The sequence below is a fragment of the Streptomyces sp. NBC_01445 genome (assembly GCF_035918235.1).
Taxonomy (GTDB): Bacteria; Actinomycetota; Actinomycetes; order Streptomycetales; family Streptomycetaceae; genus Streptomyces.
In genome coordinates, this window is sequence record NZ_CP109485.1 from 6,234,183 (window position 1) to 6,251,987 (window position 17,805).

The following is a 17,805-nucleotide window of genomic DNA, read 5'->3' on the forward strand; positions in this document are numbered from 1 at the left end:
AAGGGGGCCCGGTGGCCGCTCAGGCTCATCAGCAAACCGCGCTCGACCAGGACCGCGATTCCGTACGGGAGCGCGAGATCGGCGTCGAACAGGAACACCTCGACCAGGTGTACCGCCGGCTCGAGGAAAAGATCCACGAGGCCGAGTTCCTGATGAACGACGCGGCCAAGCGGGGGCAGGTCGGCACACCCGGCGCCCTCGCCGAACGCGACGCCCAGGTGTTCCGCGCGGGGATCCACCTCAATCGCCTCAACAACGAGTTCGAGGACTTCCTCTTCGGCCGGATCGACCTGCTGCTCGGCAAGGACGGCAAGAAGGGCCCCGACGGCGCGTACACGGCCGTGGAGCCCGCCGAGGGGGCCGTGCGCGAGGACGCGGACGGGCAGCGGACCGCCGACATCGCCGAGACGCTCCACATCGGCCGGATCGGCGTCCTGGACGCCGACTACTCGCCCCTGGTCATCGACTGGCGCGCGCCGGCCGCCGCGCCCTTCTACCGCTCGACCCCGGTCGATCCGGGACGGGTCGTACGCCGCCGGGTCATCCGCTCCAAGGGCCGCAAGGTGCTCGGCGTCGAGGACGACCTGATGCGCCCCGAGCTGACCGCGTACCTCGACGGCGAGCAGCTGCCCGTCATCGGCGACGGCGCCCTGATGGCCGCCCTCGGCCAGGCCCGCAGCCACACCATGCGCGACATCGTGGCGTCCATCCAGGCCGAGCAGGACCTGGTGATCCGGGCGCCCGCCGCCTCGGTGACGTACGTGGAGGGCGGCCCCGGCACCGGCAAGACGGCCGTCGCCCTGCACCGCGCCGCGTATCTGCTCTACCAGGACCGCCGCCGGTACGCGGGCGGCATTCTGATCGTCTCCCCGACCCCGCTCCTCGTCGCCTACACCGAGGGCGTCCTGCCCTCGCTCGGCGAGGAGGGCCAGGTCGCGATCCGCGCGGTCGGCTCACTGGTCGACGGCGCGGAGGCCACGGTCTACGACTCCCCGGCGGTGGCCCGCGTCAAGGGCTCCTCGTGGATGCTGCGCGTCCTGCGCAAGGCCGCGCGCGGCGCGCTCGAAGCGGGCACGCCCGCGAAGGAACCGTCGCAGGGCACGGGCCAGCTGGCCTTCGGCGAGGAGGACGACGACGCGGCGGCCCCCGCCGAGCAGCCCACGCGCCTGCGCGTCGTCGCCTTCGGCCGCCGCCTGGAGCTGGAGGCCGCCGACCTGGCGAGGATCCGCCAGAACGCGCTGAGCGGCACCGCCCCCGTCAACATGCTCCGCCCGCGCGCCCGCAAGCTCCTCCTGGACGCCCTGTGGTCGCAGTCCGGCGCGGGCACCCGCCACAGCGACCCGGAACTCGCCGCGGAGCTGCGCTCGTCGTTCGACGACGACATCACCTCCGAGGACGACTTCGTCCGCTTCCTCGACGCGTGGTGGCCCGAGCTGACCCCGCGCGGGGTCCTCGCCGCAATGGGCGACGAGCGCCGCCTCGGCCGCTGGGCGCGCCGGATCCTCAACCCCGGCGAGGTCCGCAAGGTCGCCCGCTCGCTGCGCCGCGACGCCCTGTCGGTGCACGACGTGGCGCTCCTCGACGAGCTGAACGCGGTCCTGGGCACCCCGTTGCGCCCGAAGAAGAAGCGCGAGTACGACCCCCTTGACCAGCTCACCGGCCTCGAGGAGCTGATGCCCGAGCGCCACGAGACCCAGCGCGAGCGCGCCGAGCGCCTGGCCCAGGAGCGCACGGAGTACGCGCACGTCATCGTCGACGAGGCGCAGGACCTCACGCCCATGCAGTGGCGGATGGTCGGCCGCCGCGGCCGGCACGCGACCTGGACGGTGGTCGGCGACCCCGCCCAGTCGTCCTGGTCGGACCCCGACGAGGCGGCCGAGGCCCGCGACGAGGCCCTCGGCTCCCGCCCGCGCCGCCGCTTCACGCTCACCGTGAACTACCGCAACCCGGCCGAGATCGCCGAGCTCGCCGCCAAGGTCCTCGCGCTCGCCATGCCGGGTTCCGAGTCCCCCTCGGCGGTCCGCTCGACGGGCGTGCGCCCGCGGTTCGCGGTCGTACGGGACGGCCTCGGGCACACCGTCCGGGAGGAAGCGGCGCGCCTGCTCGACCAGGTCGACGGCACGGTCGGCGTCGTCGTGGCGATGAACCGGCGGGACGAGGCGGCGCGCTGGCTGGCCGGGCTCGGCGACCGCGCGGTCGCGCTCGGCAGCCTGGAGGCCAAGGGCCTGGAGTACGACGCGACGGTCGTCGTGTCGCCCGCGGAGATCGCCGACGAGTCCCCGGCGGGCCTGCGCGTCCTGTACGTGGCGCTGACCCGCGCCACGCAGCAGCTCACCGTCGTCTCGGGCAGCCGCGACGAACCCGACGCGGACGGGGTGCCGGACCTGCTGCGTGAATGAGTTCGAGGGATGGGAATTGCCTTACGGGGATCCTTTGTTACCTTGGACGTGGCACCGGCTCGATCCAAGCCCCCGGGCCCAACCTTCGTCGCTACGAGCGACCACTTGCCGCGAGGCGAGCATGGCGGGCCGGTGTCATCAACGTAGGAAGAGGTCCACGTCACCTGACGTGGACCTCTTTCTGTTTCCCATCACTTCTCGTATGGTGGAAACAACTTTCCGAAAGTGCGCTACCGGGGCGCTGTCCGGGCAGTGAACAAAACGTTCGCAATCCGGGGCGGCTACCACGTACTCGGCGGTAGGTGCGACGATCGGACGGAAAAACAGCAGCAGCCACACGGTGAAAGCAGAGGAAGTCGGCCATGGCAACGGCGCCCAGCGTCTCCTACTCGATGACGGTCCGCCTTGAGGTGCCCGCCAGCGGAACAGCGGTATCCCAACTCACGACGGCCGTGGAGTCCCACGGAGGCTCGGTGACCGGTCTCGACGTGACGGCGTCCGGCCACGAGAAACTCCGGATCGACGTCACGATCGCCGCGAGCTCCACCTCGCACGCCGACGAGATCGTCGAGGGCCTGAACGGCATCGAGGGCGTCGTCCTCGGCAAGGTCTCCGACCGTACGTTCCTGATGCACCTCGGCGGCAAGATCGAGATGCAGTCGAAGCATCCCATCCGCAACCGTGACGACCTGTCCATGATCTACACGCCGGGTGTGGCCCGCGTGTGCATGGCGATCGCCGAGAACCCCGAGGACGCCCGGCGTCTGACGATCAAGCGGAACACCGTTGCGGTCGTGACGGACGGCTCCGCCGTGCTCGGCCTCGGCAACATCGGCCCGATGGCCGCCATGCCGGTCATGGAGGGCAAGGCGGCCCTCTTCAAGCGCTTCGCCGACATCGATGCCTGGCCGATCTGCCTGGACACCCAGGACACCGACGCGATCGTCGAGATCGTCAAGGCCATCGCCCCCGGCTTCGCCGGCATCAACCTCGAGGACATCTCCGCCCCGCGCTGCTTCGAGATCGAGGCCCGCCTGCGTGAGGCCCTCGACATCCCGGTCTTCCACGACGACCAGCACGGCACGGCCATCGTCGTCCTCGCCGCCCTGACGAACGCCCTGCGTGTCGCGGGTAAGGCCATCGGCGACATCCGCGTCGTCATGTCCGGCGCGGGCGCGGCCGGCACGGCGATTCTCAAGCTCCTGATCGCGGCCGGCGTCAAGAACGCGGTCGTCGCCGACATCCACGGTGTCGTCCATGCGGACCGCGCCGACCTCGTCGACGCGAAGGCCGATTCGCCGCTGCGCTGGATCGCCGACAACACCAACCCCGAGGGCCTCACGGGCACGCTCAAGGAGGCCGTGCGCGGCGCCGACGTGTTCATCGGGGTCTCCGCTCCGAACGTGCTCGACGGGGACGACGTGGCGGCCATGGCCGAGGGCGCGATCGTGTTCGCGCTCGCGAACCCCGACCCCGAGGTCGACCCCGCAATCGCCCGTCAGACGGCGGCAGTTGTGGCCACGGGCCGCTCGGACTTCCCGAACCAGATCAACAACGTCCTCGTGTTCCCGGGCGTCTTCCGTGGCCTCCTCGACGCCCAGTCGCGTACGGTCAACACGGAGATGATGCTGGCCGCCGCGGCCGCCCTGGCGGACGTGGTGAGCGAGGACGAGCTCAACCCGAACTACATCATTCCGAGCGTCTTCAACGACAAGGTCGCGGGCGCCGTCGCCGGAGCGGTGCGTAACGCCGCAAAGGCCGCCGGCGCCGCTGTGACAGGCGCCACGGCCTCCTGAGGCCCGGCGCGTCGCGGAATGCGGGGCCCCTGGCTGCCCTCTAGGGTGGCCGGGAAGCACGGCCCCGACCCCGCCCCAGTCCGGGACGGCGACGCATTTCGGTGACCCCCGAGGGCGCCGGATTGGCTTTCCCGCCGCTGGTGGGGGCAGGATGCGTCTTCGGGCGCGAGGGTCTGAAGACGGACCCGGGTCCGGGGCCTGACCGAGGACCCTGGCAGCATCGGCTTCGCTGTGCCCAACATGCGGCTCCGCCGCGTGGCACGCCTCAACGGCAAGAAGAACACGGGAGTACAAACATGAACCGCAGTGAGCTGGTGGCCGCGCTGGCCGACCGCGCCGAGGTGACCCGCAAGGACGCCGACGCCGTGCTGGCCGCGTTCGCCGAGACGGTCGGCGAGATCGTTGCCAAGGGCGACGAGAAGGTCACCATCCCCGGCTTCCTGACCTTCGAGCGCACGCACCGTGCCGCTCGCACCGCCCGCAACCCGCAGACCGGCGAGCCGATCAACATCCCGGCCGGTTTCAGCGTGAAGGTGTCCGCGGGCTCCAAGCTCAAGGAAGCCGCCAAGGGCAAGTAAGCCAGGCAACAGAAGGGGCGGCCACCCGGTTCGGGTGGCCGCCCCTTCTGTGTTGTCGCGGCGCTCAGGAAGGCGTCAGCAGCCTCCTGTGGCCGGCCCGGGAGCTCGGCCTTCGCGCCGAGCTCCACGAGCTTCTCCAGGCTGTGTCTGCCCGGGGGATGGCCCCCGGGCAGACAGCCGGCTTGTGGCTAGCCCAGTGCCTTGCCGGGCAGCTCGACCTTCGCGCCGAGCTCCACGAGCTTCTCCATGAAGTTCTCGTAGCCGCGGTTGATCAGGTCGATGCCGTGGACGCGGCTCGTGCCCTGGGCGGCCAGGGCCGCGATCAGGTACGAGAAGCCGCCGCGCAGGTCGGGGATGACCAGGTCGGCGCCCTGGAGCTTCGTCGGGCCCGACACGACCGCGGAGTGCAGGAAGTTGCGCTGGCCGAAGCGGCAGTCCGAGCCGCCCAGGCACTCGCGGTAGAGCTGGATGTGCGCGCCCATCTGGTTCAGCGCGGACGTGAAGCCCAGGCGGGACTCGTAGACCGTCTCGTGGACGATGGACAGGCCCGAGGCCTGCGTCAGGGCCACGACGAGCGGCTGCTGCCAGTCGGTCTGGAATCCGGGGTGGACGTCCGTCTCCAGGGCGATCGACTTCAGTGAGCCGCCCGGGTGCCAGAAGCGGATGCCCTCGTCGTCGATCTCGAAGGCGCCGCCGACCTTGCGGTACGTGTTCAGGAACGTCATCATCGAGCGCTGCTGGGCGCCGCGGACGTAGATGTTGCCCTCGGTCGCCAGCGCGGCCGACGCCCACGACGCGGCCTCCAGACGGTCCGAGAGGGCGCGGTGCGTGTAGCCGCCGAGCTTGTCGACACCCGTGACCCGGATGGTCCGGTCGGTGTCCATGGCGATGATCGCGCCCATCTTCTGCAGGACGCAGATGAGGTCCTCGATCTCGGGCTCCACGGCCGCGTTCGAGAGCTCGGTCACGCCCTCGGCCAGCACGGCCGTCAGGAGCACCTGCTCGGTCGCGCCGACCGACGGGTACGGCAGCCGGATCTTCGTGCCGCGCAGCCGCTGCGGGGCCTCCAGGTACTGGCCGTCCGCCCGCTTCTCGATGGTCGCGCCGAACTGGCGGAGCACCTCGAAGTGGAAGTCGATCGGCCGGCCGCCGATGTCGCAGCCGCCGAGGCCGGGGATGAACGCGTGGCCGAGCCGGTGCAGGAGCGGCCCGCACAGCAGGATCGGAATGCGCGAGGAGCCGGCGTGCGCGTCGATGTCGGCGACGTTGGCGCTCTCCACGTGCGACGGGTCCATGATCAGCTCGCCGGGTTCCTCACCCGGGCGGACCGTCACGCCGTGCAGCTGGAGGAGGCCGCGTACGACCCGGACGTCACGGATGTCCGGGACGTTGCGCAGCCGGCTCGGCTCGCTGCCGAGCAGCGCGGCGACCATGGCCTTGGGCACGAGGTTCTTCGCGCCGCGGACACGGATCTCGCCCTCCAGCGGGGTTCCGCCGTGGACAAGCAGTACATCGTCGGTGACGGTCATGAATCTCGCGTTCCGATGAGATGGACAGGACAGATGGGCAGGACCGCAGGGCGGAGCCGTCGGGCGAGGCCTTTCGGGCCGGGCCGCTGGCGGGCCAAGGCATAAGCGTAAGGGCCGCCTACCCCCCTTCTGTAGGCCCAAGTGCACAGGCGGGGCGTCATGACTTCGCTACAACACGAAATGTGGCTGAACGGGCGCGGAGGGTTACCTTCCGGGGGTGGTTCACGGCGCGCGCCCCGGGCGCGCGAGGCGTCTCTGAGCTGGGCGCACCCGGGAAGGGCCATTGACTCCCCGCTCGGCGGCAAGATGCGGGATCATGTCTGGCATGACCGAGGTGTCCTCGCTCACAGGGCGGCTGCTCGTGGCCACACCCGCCCTCGCGGACCCGAACTTCGACCGGGCGGTCGTGCTGCTCCTCGACCACGACGAGGAGGGCTCGCTCGGCGTCGTCCTCAACCGGCCCACGCCCGTCGGGGTCGGGGACATCCTGGAGGGCTGGGGCGAGCTCGCCGGGGATCCGGGCGTCGTCTTCCAGGGCGGCCCGGTCTCGCTCGACTCGGCGCTCGGCGTAGCGGTGATCCCCGGCGACGAAGGGCCGCTCGGCTGGCGCCGCGTCCACGGCGCGATCGGCCTCGTCGACCTGGAGGCCCCTCCCGAGCTGCTCGCCTCCGCCCTCGGATCCCTGCGGATCTTCGCGGGGTACGCCGGCTGGGGCCCGCGCCAGCTGGAGTCCGAGCTGACGGACGGCGCCTGGTACGTCGTCGAGTCGGAGCCGGGAGACGTCTCGTCGACGGACCCGGAGGGGCTGTGGCGGGCGGTACTGCGACGCCAGCGCAGCGACCTGGCGATGGTGGCGACGTACCCGGACGATCCCTCGCTCAACTGAGGCCGCCGGCCGGTGCCGTGATCGACGGAAATCGGGCGTGCGGGCCCTTCACCCCGAGGCCGCTGCCCCTTCTCCCGGCGCTTAAGTACCCTTGGCCTTTATGAGCACTCTTGAGCCCGAGCGCGGGACAGGTACGGGGACCCTCGTAGAGCCGACGCCGCAGACGTCGCACGGTGACGGCGACCACGAGCGCTACGCCCACTATGTCCAGAAGGACAAGATCATGGCGAGCGCCCTCGAGGGGACGCCGGTCGTCGCGCTCTGCGGCAAGGTCTGGGTGCCGGGCCGGGACCCGAAGAAGTACCCCGTGTGTCCCATGTGCAAGGAGATCTACGAGTCCATGGGCGCCGGCGGCGACAAGGACAAGGGCGGCAAGGACAAGAAGTAGAGGCGGCGAGCAAGAGGGCAGGAAGCGGCGGTTCGCGTCGCTGCGGAAGGTTCCTGAGGCTGCTGCGAAAGGCCCCCGAGGTGCGCATCTGTCGCGCCATGGGGGCCTTTGTGCTGCCTGCGCGACCGTTGCGCTCAGTGGTCTGGACCTCCTAGCCTCCTCTGTGTTGTGCACAGCAAAACCGCCATTGCGTATGTTGCAACGACTCTTCGGAGGCTGCCCCCATGAAGCTCCCCGTCCGAATGGCCTTGCCCCTGGCCGCACTTGTCCTCGCCGCCGCCTGCGCCCCCGGGACGTCGGACAACGGCTCCGCCGGGGACGACAAGAGCGGGACCCTGCGTGTCTGGCTCTTCCAGGAGGTCAACAACCAGCCGAAGCAGAAGGTCGTCGACGCGGCCGTCGCCGCCTTCGAGAAGTCCCACAAGGGCGCCGACGTCAAGGTTGAGTACATACCCGTCGAGACCCGCGCCGAGAAGATCAAGGCCGCCTTCAACGACCCGAAGAGCGCGCCCGACGTCATCGAGTACGGCAACACCGACACCGCCGGATACGTCAAGGACGGCGGCCTCGCCGACGTGACCGAGGAGTTCGGCGCCTGGTCCGAGGCCAAGGACACCGACCCGACGGCCAAGGAGTCCGTGACCGTCGACGGAAAGATCTACGGCGCCCCCTACTTCGTCGGCGTGCGCGCCCTCTACTACCGCACCGACGTCTTCAAGGACCTCAAGCTCGGCGTCCCGACGACGCAGGCGCAACTCGCCGCCACGGCACGGAAGATCCACAAGGCGAAGCCGGACCTGTACGGCCTCGCGGTCGGCGGCGCGTACACGTACGGCGCGATGCCGTTCATCTGGTCCCAGGGCGGCGAACTCGCCGAGAAGAAGGGCGGATCGTACGAGTCGGCCATCGACAGCCAGGCCGCGCGCAAGGGCATCGAGGCCTACACGTCCCTCTTCGGCGGCGACAACTGTCCCGCGGCCAAGTGCGCCGGCATGGGCGGCAATGACACCGTCACCGCCTTCGCCTCCGGCAAGGCCGGCATGGCCATCGGTGGCGACTTCAGTCACCAGGCCATGGAGGACGGCAAGGTCAAGGGCAAGTACGCCGTCGTGCCGCTGCCGGGCGCGGACAAGGGCGACATCGCCCCGGCCTTCGCGGGCGGCAACAACATCGGCGTGCTCAAGAGCACCTCGCACCGCACGCTCGCCGTGGACCTCATGAAGAGCCTCGCCTCGAAGAAGACGCAGGGCGAACTCTTCGACGCGATGGGCTTCCTGCCCACGTACACGGACGTCCGCGAGAGCGTCGCGAAGAAGGAGCCCTTCGTCGCGCCCTTCATCAAGACCCTCGGCGCCGGCGCCAAGTTCGTGCCCGCCTCGCCCGCCTGGGGTCAGATAGACGCCTCGCTCGTCCTGCCGACCATGTTCCAGGAGATCGTCAGCGGACGTAAGGACGTGGCGACCGCCTCGCGGGACGCGGCGAAGAAGATGGACACCGCCTTCCGCACCGCGGGCTGACCGCGTGGCCACCACCACCGCCGCCCGCCGCACCGGCGCCTGGACCCCCTGGCTCTATCTCGCCCCCGCCCTGCTCCTCCTCGGCGGGCTCCTCGTCTACCCCGTCTACCAACTCGGCCTGATCTCGTTCCTCGAATACACCCAGGCCCAGGTCAGCGGCGGCGAACCGACCACGTTCCAGGGGCTCGGGAACTACGCGACGCTCTTCGCAGACGAGCAGTTCTGGCAGGTGCTGCTCGCCACGGTCCTGTTCGCCGCCGCGTGCGTCGTCTCCACGCTCGCCGTCGGCTGCGCCCTCGCCGTCCTGCTCACCCGCGTACGTGCCCTGCCCCGGCTCGCCCTGATGCTGGCCGCGCTCGGCGCCTGGGCGACGCCCGCCGTCACCGGCTCGACGGTGTGGATGTTCCTCTTCGACCCGGACTTCGGCCCGGTCAACCGGGTGTTCGGGCTCGGCGACTTCTCGTGGACGTACGGCCGCTACAGCGCCTTCGCGCTCGTCCTGCTCGAAGTGGTCTGGTGTTCCTTCCCGTTCGTGATGGTCACCGTGTACGCGGGCATCAGGGCGGTCCCGGAGGAGGTCGTCGAGGCGGCGGCGCTCGACGGGGCTTCGCAGTGGCGGACCTGGCGCTCGGTGCTCGCGCCGATGCTGCGGCCGATCCTCCTCGTCGTCACCGTCCAGTCGGTCATCTGGGACTTCAAGGTGTTCACCCAGATCTACGTCATGACGAACGGCGGTGGCATCGCGGGCCAGAACCTCGTGCTCAACGTGTACGCGTACCAAAAGGCCTTCGCGTCGAGCCAGTACAGCCTCGGCTCGGCGATCGGCGTCGTCATGCTGCTGATCCTGCTCGCCGTCACGCTCGGCTACCTGCGGATCCTGCGCCGCAGGGGGGAGGAGCTGTGAGCTCCGTACGTGCTGCGAGTCCCGTACGCGCCGTGGGCTCCGTACGGGTCCGGGTCCGGGTGAGGGTGCGGCGTCCGTGGCGGCTCGCCGCCGAGGCGTCCGCCCTCCTGATCGCCCTCGTCGTCGCCTTCCCCCTCTACTGGATGGTGCTCGGCGCCTTCAAGCCGGCCGGGGAGATCGAGTCGACCGAGCCGAGGCCCTGGACGCTCGCGCCCTCGCTCGACTCCTTCCGGCGCGTCTTCCAACAGCAGGAATTCGGCCGCTACTTCCTCAACAGCCTGATCGTCGCGGGCACCGTCGTCGTGCTCTCCGCCCTCGTCGCATTCCTCGCGGCGACCGCGGTGACAAGGTTCCGGTTCAGGTTCCGCACGACGCTTCTCATCATGTTCCTGGTGGCGCAGATGGTGCCCGTCGAGGCCCTCACCATTCCGCTCTTCTTCCTCATGCGGGATTTCGGGCAGCTCAACACGCTGGGCTCACTGATCCTGCCGCACCTGGCGTTCTCGCTGCCGTTCGCCGTGTGGATGCTCCGGGGCTTTGTGAAGGCCGTCCCTGAAGCGCTTGAGGAGGCGGCGTACATCGACGGCGCGAGCCGCACCAGGTTCCTCTGGCAGATCCTTTTCCCGCTGGTCTTTCCCGGCCTCGTGGCGACCAGCGTGTTCTCGTTCATCTCCACCTGGAACGACTTCCTGTTCGCGAAGTCCTTCATCATCAGCGACACCTCGCAGTCGACCCTGCCCATGGCCCTGCTCGTCTTCTTCAAACCCGACGAGAACGACTGGGGCGGCATCATGGCGGCGTCGACGGTAATGACCATTCCGGTACTGGTCTTCTTCGTACTCGTACAGCGGCGCCTGGTGTCCGGGCTCGGCGGCGCGGTTAAGGACTGATGTCAGTGACTTCGGCAGATCTCATTCCCGTACCCCGCCGGACGGCGCCCGGCGACGGCCTTCACGAGCTCGGCGACGCCACCACGGTCGACGCCGGCGCGGGCACCGAGGGCGTCGCCCGCTGGCTGCGCTCGACCGTCGGAGCGGCCACCGGCCTCGCCCTGAACGACGCCGACACCGGCACTGAGCTGCGCGACGGCGGCACCCGTATCGAACTGCGCGTCGACCCGGAACTCGGCGCGGAGGCCTACCGGATGACCGTCGACCGGCACGCGGTCCGCGTCGAAGGCGGCAGCGCGGCCGGTGTCTTCTGGGGAGCCCAGACGTTCCGTCAGCTCCTCGGCCCGGACGCATTCCGGCGCGCGCCCGTCGAAGCGGGCCGCACGTGGTCCGTCCCCACCGGCACCGTCGAGGACGCCCCACGCTTCGCCTGGCGCGGACTGATGCTGGACGTATCACGCCACTTCATGCCCAAGGACGGAGTCCTGCGCTATCTCGACCTGCTCGCCGCGCACAAACTGAACGTCTTCCACTTCCACCTCACCGACGACCAGGGGTGGCGCGTCGAGATCAAGCGCCACCCCAGGCTGACGGAGCACGGAGCCTGGCGCGCACGCACGAAATTCGGCCACCGCGCCTCACCCCTGTGGGACGACCGTCCGCACGGCGGCTTCTACACGCAGGACGACATCCGCGAGATCGTCGCGTACGCCGCCCAACGGCATATCCGCGTCGTCCCCGAGATCGATGTCCCCGGCCACTCCCAGGCGGCCATCGCGGCCTATCCGGAACTCGGCAACACGGACGTCGTCGACACCGCCTCGCTCACCGTCTGGGACAACTGGGGAGTAACCCCGAACGTACTCGCGCCGACCGACCACACCCTGCGCTTCTACGAGGGCGTATTCGAGGAACTCCTCGGCCTCTTCCCGGCCGACGTCTCGCCGTTCATTCACATCGGCGGCGACGAGTGCCCCAAGGACCAGTGGAAGCAGTCGCCCGCCGCGCAGGCCCGGATCGCCGAACTCGGCCTGAAGGGCGAGGACGAGCTCCAGTCCTGGTTCATCCGGCACTTCGACACCTGGCTCACCGAACGCGGCCGCCGCCTGATCGGCTGGGACGAGATCCTGGAGGGCGGCCTCGCGCCCGGCGCCGCCGTGTCGTCCTGGCGCGGCTACCAGGGCGGCATCACCGCCGCCCGCGCCGGACACGACGTCGTCATGTGCCCCGAGCAGCAGGTGTACCTGGACCACCGTCAGGCGCCGGGCGACGACGAGCCGATGCCCATCGGATACGTCCGCACGCTTGAGGACGTCTACCGCTTCGAGCCCGTCCCCCCGCAGCTCACCGAGGACGAGGCGCGGCATGTCCTCGGCACCCAGGCCAACGTGTGGACCGAGGTGATGGAGAGCCAGGACCGCGTCGACTACCAGGTGTTCCCGCGCCTGGCCGCCTTCGCCGAGGTCGCCTGGAGCGCCCTGCCCGCACCCGCCGAGCGCGACTACGCGGACTTCCGGCGCCGAATGACCGCCCACTACGCCCGCCTTGACGCCCTCGGCGTCGGCTACCGCCCGCCCACAGGGCCCCTTCCGTGGCAGCAGCGACCGGGTGTGCTCGGACGCCCGATCGAGGGGGCGCCCCCGAACGTGTGAGAGGCCCGCCGTACGCGTGCCCCGGGGCCCCGGCCCTGGGACCGTGGGACCGCACGAAAAAGCCTTACAAAAATCACCGAAGAGTGGCAATGCGCACCGACCGGCGACCAGGGGCGAAATCGACCCATCTCCCTGGTCCTCGGGGCGAAAGCCTCCTAGCGGACCCCCTCGCCGGGCCCCCGGGAAGATGTGCCAGAGTTGCCACGTCCGGCCTGTCAGCACGTACCGTACGGCGGAACAGGCGTAACGGTGCGAACGACGGTTCACAAGCCGAAGCCGCCGGGCGAAGTGCCGGACATCGGGAAGGGGCAGCCGGTTTGACCACGCACGCAACGCAGGCCGTGACGCTCCCGGGCTCGCTGGACGAGGCCGTGGCAGCACTCTCCGCCATGCCCGCCGCGGTCCCGGTCGCGGGCGGCACCGATCTGATGGCCTCGGTCAACGCCGGACTGCTGCGCCCCGCCGCCCTCGTCGGCCTCGGCCGCATCAGCGAGATCCGCGGCTGGCAGTACCAGGACGGTCACGCCCTGCTCGGCGCCGGCCTCACCCACGCCCGCATCGGACGCCCCGACTTCGCCGCCCTGATCCCCGCCCTCGCGGCCGCGGCCCGCGCCGCCGGACCGCCCCAGATCCGTAACGCGGGCACCCTCGGCGGCAACATCGCCTCCGCCGCCGCGACCGGCGACACCCTGCCGGTCCTGGCCGCCCTCGAAGCGACCCTCATCATCGCGGGCCCCGGCGGCGTGCGGCGCGAGGTCCCCGTCTCCCACCTGCTCGCGGGCATGGAGATGCTCAGCCCCGGCGAGCTCATCGGCTTCGTACGCGTGCCGCTCCTGCACGCCCCGCAGACCTTCCTCAAGGCCACCGGCCGCACCGGCCCCGGGCGCGCCCTCGCGTCCGTCGCGCTCGTCCTCGACCCCGCGAGGCGCGGCGTGCGGTGCGCGGTCGGCGCCATCGCGCCCATGCCGCTGCGGCCCCTGGAGGCCGAGCAGTGGGTGGCCTCGCTCATCGACTGGGACGGCGAGCGGATGCTCGTGCCCGAGGCGCTGACCGCGTTCGGCGAGTACGTCGCCGCGGCCTGCATCCCCGACGCCGCCCCGGCGCCGGACGGCACCCAGGAACAGTTGCCGCCCGCCGTACTGCACCTGCGGCGCACGGTCGCCGCGCTGGCCCGACGTGCACTTGGGAGGGCGCTGTCGTGACTGACGAGCACAACCACGGTGGCCATCAGGGCGGCGGCTGGGAGCCGCTGCCCCAGGGCGACTACGACGCGGACGCCACCGCCTTCGTGCAGCTTCCCGAGGGCGGGCTCCCCGACGTGCCGCTGGCCGCGCCGGGACACGGCTACGTACCGCCGCAGATCACCATCGCGCCCGGCGGCCCCGCGGCCACGGACCCGTCGGCGACCGGCGTGTGGGTGCTGCCGCCCGACGTGACGGGGGCGCAGGCGGCGCCCACGGGGGCGGCTACGGGTGAGGTGCACTGGCCCGAACCTGCCGAACACGCCGAACCTGCCGCTACGGAGGCGATGCCTTCGTACGGCCACGGGGCCGGGGCGACCGGGCAGTGGAGCTTCTCGGACGTCGAGCAGCCGCCCGCCCACGAGCATCCGGTGGCCGAACCGGCGGAGCAGGCCGGACAGGCCGGGCAGACCGGGCAGTGGTCGATCCCGGTCATCGCCGAAGGGGATCTTCCGGACGAGTCGGGCGAGTTCACCACGTCGTCCATCGCCGCGCAGTGGGGCCGGACGCCTCCGGCGACGCTGCCGGGGGGCGCGGTTGCGCCCTGGGCGGCGGAGGAGTGGGCGCGGGAGCCGGCGGGGGAGCTTGAGCCCGAGTTCGCGCCGGAGCCGGAGCAGGCGCAGGAGGACGCCGACGACGTACGCGACGTGCATGGCGTACACGACATACACGGCGAACGCGATATACACGGCGAACCCGAGCCGGTCGGGACCGTGGACGACGAAGCGCACGCGTTCGCGGACGTCGCTGCCGAGTCGGCGGAGGAGCCGGTGCGGGTGCCGACCGCCGAGGCTTCTGAGGTCCGTGAGGCCCCGGAGGCTCCTGAGGTCGACGAGGCCCCCGAGGTCGCCGAAGCCCCCGCCCCCGAGGACGCCGTCGCCGACGAGCCCGACCCCGACGCTGTGGTCGCCCCCCTCCACGACGACCACCCCCTCGCCTCCTACGTCCTGCGGGTCAACGGCACCGACCGCCCCGTCACCGGCGCCTGGATCGGCGAGTCCCTGCTCTACGTCCTGCGCGAGCGCCTCGGCCTCGCCGGGGCCAAGGACGGCTGCTCGCAGGGCGAGTGCGGCGCCTGCAACGTGCAGGTCGACGGCCGCCTCGTAGCCTCCTGCCTCGTGCCCGGCGCCACCGCCGCCGGCAGCGAAGTACGCACGGTGGAGGGCCTGGCCGCCGACGGGCAGCCCTCCGACGTGCAGCGCGCCCTCGCCGGCCGCTGCGCCGTCCAGTGCGGGTTCTGCGTGCCCGGCATGGCGATGACCGTGCACGACCTCCTCGAGGGCAACCCGGCCCCCACCGAGCTGGAGACCCGGCAGGCGCTGTGCGGCAACCTGTGCCGCTGTTCCGGCTACCGCGGGATCCTGGACGCCGTACAGCAGGTCGTCACCGAACGCGAGGCGTCCGCGACGAGTGGGACCACTTCGACGGGCTCGACCTCTGCGGGTGACGCCGAGGGCAAGGCCCGCATCCCGCACCAGGCGGGACCCAGCGCGACCGAAGGTATTCAGGACGGAGGCCTGGCGTGAGTGACGAAGCAGCAGCCACCGCGCCCGCGGCCCCCGTGGCCGAGCCGCTGCCGCACGGCCTCGGGGCGTCCCTGCCGCCCGCCGAGGCGCGCGCCAAGACGGAGGGCACCTTCCCGTACGCGGCCGACCTGTGGGCCGAGGGTCTGCTGTGGGCGGCCGTCCTGCGCTCCCCGCACCCGCACGCGCGGATCCTCTCCATCGACACGACCCACGCGCGCGAGATGCCCGGTGTGCGGGCCGTCATCACCCACGAGGACGTCCCCGGAGCGCCCCTGCCCGGCCACCGCGCCGCGGACCGCCCGGTGTTCGCCTCCGACGTCGTACGCCACCACGGCGAGGCCATCGCGGCCGTCGCCGCCGACCACCCGGACACCGCGCGCATGGCGGCCGCGGCCGTCATCGTCGAGTACGAGGTGCTCGAACCGGTCACCGACCCCGAGCAGTCCTTCGCCGCCGAGCCGCTGCACCCCGACGGCAACCTGATCCGCCACATCCCCCTGCGCCACGGCGACCAGGACGCGGTCGGCGAGATCGTTGTCGAGGGCCAGTACCGCATCGGCCGCCAGGACCCGGCCCCCATCGGCGCCGAGGCCGGCCTCGCCGTACCGCGCCCCGACGGGGGAGTGGAGCTCTACATCGCCTCCACCGACCCGCACGGCGACCGCGACCTCGCCGCCGCCCGCTACGGCCTCGAACCCGAGCGCGTGAAGGTCGTCGTCACGGGTGTGCCCGGCGCGACCGGCGACCGCGAGGACCAGAGCTTCCAACTCCCGCTCGGACTACTCGCGTTGAGGACCGGCTGCCCGGTCAAACTCACCGCTACGCGCGAGGAGTCCTTCCTCGGCCACACCCACCGCCACCCCACCCTCCTGCGCTACCGCCACCACGCGGACGCCGAGGGCAAGCTCGTCAAGGTCGAGGCGCAGATCCTCCTCGACGCGGGCGCGTACGCGGACACGTCTTCGGAGGCGCTCGCCGCCGCCGTCTCCTTCGCCTGCGGCCCCTACGTCGTCCCGCACGCCTTCATCGAGGGCTGGGCGGTCCGCACGAACAACCCGCCCTCCGGCCACGTACGCGGAGAAGGCGCCCTCCAGGTTTGTGCCGCGTACGAGGCGCAGATGGACAAGCTGGCGAAGAAGCTCGGCATCGACCCGGCGGAGCTGCGCCTGCGCAACGCCATGGCCACGGGTGACGTACTCCCGACCGGGCAGACGGTGACGTGCCCGGCGCCGGTCGCCGAACTGCTGGGCGCGGTACGGGACTTCCCGCTCCCGGAGCTTCCCAGGGACACCCCCGAGGACGAGTGGCTGCTGCCCGGCGGCCCCGAGGGCGCGGGCGAACCGGGCGCGGTGCGCCGTGGCGTCGGCTACGGCCTCGGCATGGTGCACATGCTCGGCGCGGAAGGCACCGACGAGGTGTCGACGGCGACGGTGAAGGTCCACGACGGCGTGGCGACGGTCATCTGCGCTGCCGTGGAAACCGGCCAGGGTTTTACTACTTTGGCGAGGCAGATCGTCCAGGACACCCTCGGTATCGACGAGGTCCAGGTCGCCCCGGTCGACACGGACCAGCCGCCGGCCGGCCCCGGCTGCCGCGGCCGCCACACGTGGGTCTCCGGCGGTGCGGTCGAACGCGCCGCGAAAATGGTCCGCACCCAGCTTCTCCAGCCCCTGGCGCACAAGTTCGGCATGTCCACGGAGCTGCTCCAGATCGCCGACGGCAAGATCACGTCGTACGACGGAGTCCTCTCGACGACGGTCACCGAGGCGATGGACGGCAAGGAACTGTGGGCCACGGCCCAGTGCCGCCCGCACCCCACCGAACCCCTCGACGCGGAGGGTCAGGGCGATGCCTTCGTGGGCCTCGCGTTCTGCGCGATCCGCGCGGTGGTGGACGTGGACATCGAACTCGGCTCCGTACGAGTCGTGGAACTGGCGGTCGCCCAGGACGTGGGCCGGGTGTTGAACCCGGCCCAGCTGACGGCCCGTATCGAAGCGGGCGTCACGCAGGGCGTGGGCGCGGCCCTCACGGAGAACCTCCGCACCCCGCGCGGCCTGGTCCGCCACCCCGACTTCACGGGCTACGCGCTCCCGACAGCCCTGGACGCCCCCGACATCCGCATCGTCAAACTGGTCGAGGAACGGGACGTGGTGGCCCCCTTCGGAGCGAAGGCGGCAAGCGCGGTCCCGGTGGTCGCATCCCCGGCGGCAGTGGCCTCAGCGGTCCGGGCGGCCACGGGCCGTCCCGTCAACCGGCTGCCGATCCGGCCGCAGGCGGCGGTGGTGACGAACGCGTCCGCTCCGGCTATGGCGTCGACGGACTGATCCTCCTGATCCTCTCCGACCGGCCGGGAGGCGGCGGTGGCGACGACGTCAACGGCGCCTCCGACGATGGCGACATCAACGGAGTGAAGATCCAACTTCCGTCTGCCCGTTGCGAGTTGTGACACGTCGTGTCGTTGTGTGACGTGATGTCGATGGACTCTGCAACGGGCCGCGT

Annotated in this window: 13 protein-coding genes; 12 read left to right on the plus strand and 1 reads right to left on the minus strand. The window is 71.1% G+C overall.

Features of this window, described 5'->3' with window-relative positions; genetic code table 11:
• The first annotated feature begins 11 nt into the window (after window positions 1–11).
• The 3 genes from OG574_RS28395 to OG574_RS28405 all read left to right on the plus strand — a co-directional run bounded on the left by OG574_RS28395 (window position 12) and on the right by OG574_RS28405 (window position 4,773).
• Window positions 12–2,399 (plus strand): HelD family protein, encoded by a 2,388-nt coding sequence (locus OG574_RS28395; RefSeq protein ID WP_326775511.1) that lies wholly within the window; start codon window positions 12–14, stop codon window positions 2,397–2,399.
• 362 nt (window positions 2,400–2,761) lie between these two features.
• Window positions 2,762–4,195, plus strand: a complete 1,434-nt coding sequence (locus OG574_RS28400) for an NAD-dependent malic enzyme (RefSeq protein ID WP_100593926.1) — start codon at window positions 2,762–2,764, stop codon at window positions 4,193–4,195.
• 296 nt (window positions 4,196–4,491) lie between these two features.
• A complete protein-coding gene (locus tag OG574_RS28405) occupies window positions 4,492–4,773 on the plus strand; it encodes an HU family DNA-binding protein (protein ID WP_030680681.1) in 282 nt (93 codons plus the stop codon).
• Window positions 4,774–4,961: 188 nt separating this feature from the next.
• Here the strand turns inward: OG574_RS28405 and murA are convergent, their stop codons facing one another.
• A complete protein-coding gene (murA, locus tag OG574_RS28410) occupies window positions 4,962–6,302 on the minus strand; it encodes a UDP-N-acetylglucosamine 1-carboxyvinyltransferase (protein WP_100593927.1) in 1,341 nt (446 codons plus the stop codon).
• Between the two features lie 325 nt (window positions 6,303–6,627).
• On the opposite strand from murA, the gene OG574_RS28415 reads away from it, so the two are divergent.
• The 9 genes from OG574_RS28415 to OG574_RS28455 all read left to right on the plus strand — a co-directional run bounded on the left by OG574_RS28415 (window position 6,628) and on the right by OG574_RS28455 (window position 17,630).
• Window positions 6,628–7,188: a YqgE/AlgH family protein gene (locus OG574_RS28415; protein WP_199841783.1), complete on the plus strand. Its 561-nt coding sequence runs from the start codon at window positions 6,628–6,630 to the stop codon at window positions 7,186–7,188.
• 100 nt (window positions 7,189–7,288) lie between these two features.
• Entirely contained in the window at window positions 7,289–7,576 is a 288-nt protein-coding gene (locus OG574_RS28420) for a DUF3039 domain-containing protein (protein WP_100593929.1), read from the plus strand.
• Between the two features lie 224 nt (window positions 7,577–7,800).
• A complete protein-coding gene (locus OG574_RS28425; RefSeq protein ID WP_326775512.1) occupies window positions 7,801–9,093 on the plus strand; it encodes an extracellular solute-binding protein in 1,293 nt (430 codons plus the stop codon).
• 4 nt (window positions 9,094–9,097) lie between these two features.
• The gene (locus OG574_RS28430; protein WP_326775513.1) at window positions 9,098–9,997 is read left to right on the plus strand and encodes a carbohydrate ABC transporter permease; all 900 of its coding nucleotides are present in this window, start codon (window positions 9,098–9,100) and stop codon (window positions 9,995–9,997) included.
• Window positions 9,998–10,029: 32 nt separating this feature from the next.
• Entirely contained in the window at window positions 10,030–10,887 is an 858-nt protein-coding gene (locus OG574_RS28435; RefSeq protein ID WP_326778651.1) for a carbohydrate ABC transporter permease, read from the plus strand.
• The gene (locus OG574_RS28440) at window positions 10,887–12,539 is read left to right on the plus strand and encodes a beta-N-acetylhexosaminidase (protein WP_326775514.1); all 1,653 of its coding nucleotides are present in this window, start codon (window positions 10,887–10,889) and stop codon (window positions 12,537–12,539) included. The genes OG574_RS28435 and OG574_RS28440 overlap by 1 nt, the downstream gene beginning before the upstream one ends.
• A gap of 317 nt (window positions 12,540–12,856) precedes the next feature.
• Window positions 12,857–13,741 (plus strand): FAD binding domain-containing protein, encoded by an 885-nt coding sequence (locus OG574_RS28445; protein WP_326775515.1) that lies wholly within the window; start codon window positions 12,857–12,859, stop codon window positions 13,739–13,741.
• On the plus strand, window positions 13,738–15,306 hold the full coding sequence (locus tag OG574_RS28450) for a 2Fe-2S iron-sulfur cluster-binding protein (RefSeq protein ID WP_326775516.1): 1,569 nt from the start codon (window positions 13,738–13,740) through the stop codon (window positions 15,304–15,306). Before OG574_RS28445 ends, OG574_RS28450 begins: the two co-directional genes overlap by 4 nt.
• Entirely contained in the window at window positions 15,303–17,630 is a 2,328-nt protein-coding gene (locus OG574_RS28455; RefSeq protein WP_326775517.1) for a xanthine dehydrogenase family protein molybdopterin-binding subunit, read from the plus strand. Before OG574_RS28450 ends, OG574_RS28455 begins: the two co-directional genes overlap by 4 nt.
• Window positions 17,631–17,805 lie beyond the last annotated feature (175 nt).

Excerpts from the sequence above, each read along its gene's own strand:
- OG574_RS28440 (WP_326775514.1), top strand. The coding sequence starts at position 10,887 with ATGTCAGTGACTTCGGCAGATCTCATTCCCGTACCCCGCCGGACGGCG.
- OG574_RS28420 (WP_100593929.1), top strand. The coding sequence starts at position 7,289 with ATGAGCACTCTTGAGCCCGAGCGCGGGACAGGTACGGGGACCCTCGTA.
- OG574_RS28400 (WP_100593926.1), top strand. The coding sequence starts at position 2,762 with ATGGCAACGGCGCCCAGCGTCTCCTACTCGATGACGGTCCGCCTTGAG.
- OG574_RS28425 (WP_326775512.1), top strand. The coding sequence starts at position 7,801 with ATGAAGCTCCCCGTCCGAATGGCCTTGCCCCTGGCCGCACTTGTCCTC.
- OG574_RS28415 (WP_199841783.1), top strand. The coding sequence starts at position 6,628 with ATGACCGAGGTGTCCTCGCTCACAGGGCGGCTGCTCGTGGCCACACCC.
- murA (WP_100593927.1), bottom strand. The coding sequence starts at position 6,302 with ATGACCGTCACCGACGATGTACTGCTTGTCCACGGCGGAACCCCGCTG.
- OG574_RS28405 (WP_030680681.1), top strand. The coding sequence starts at position 4,492 with ATGAACCGCAGTGAGCTGGTGGCCGCGCTGGCCGACCGCGCCGAGGTG.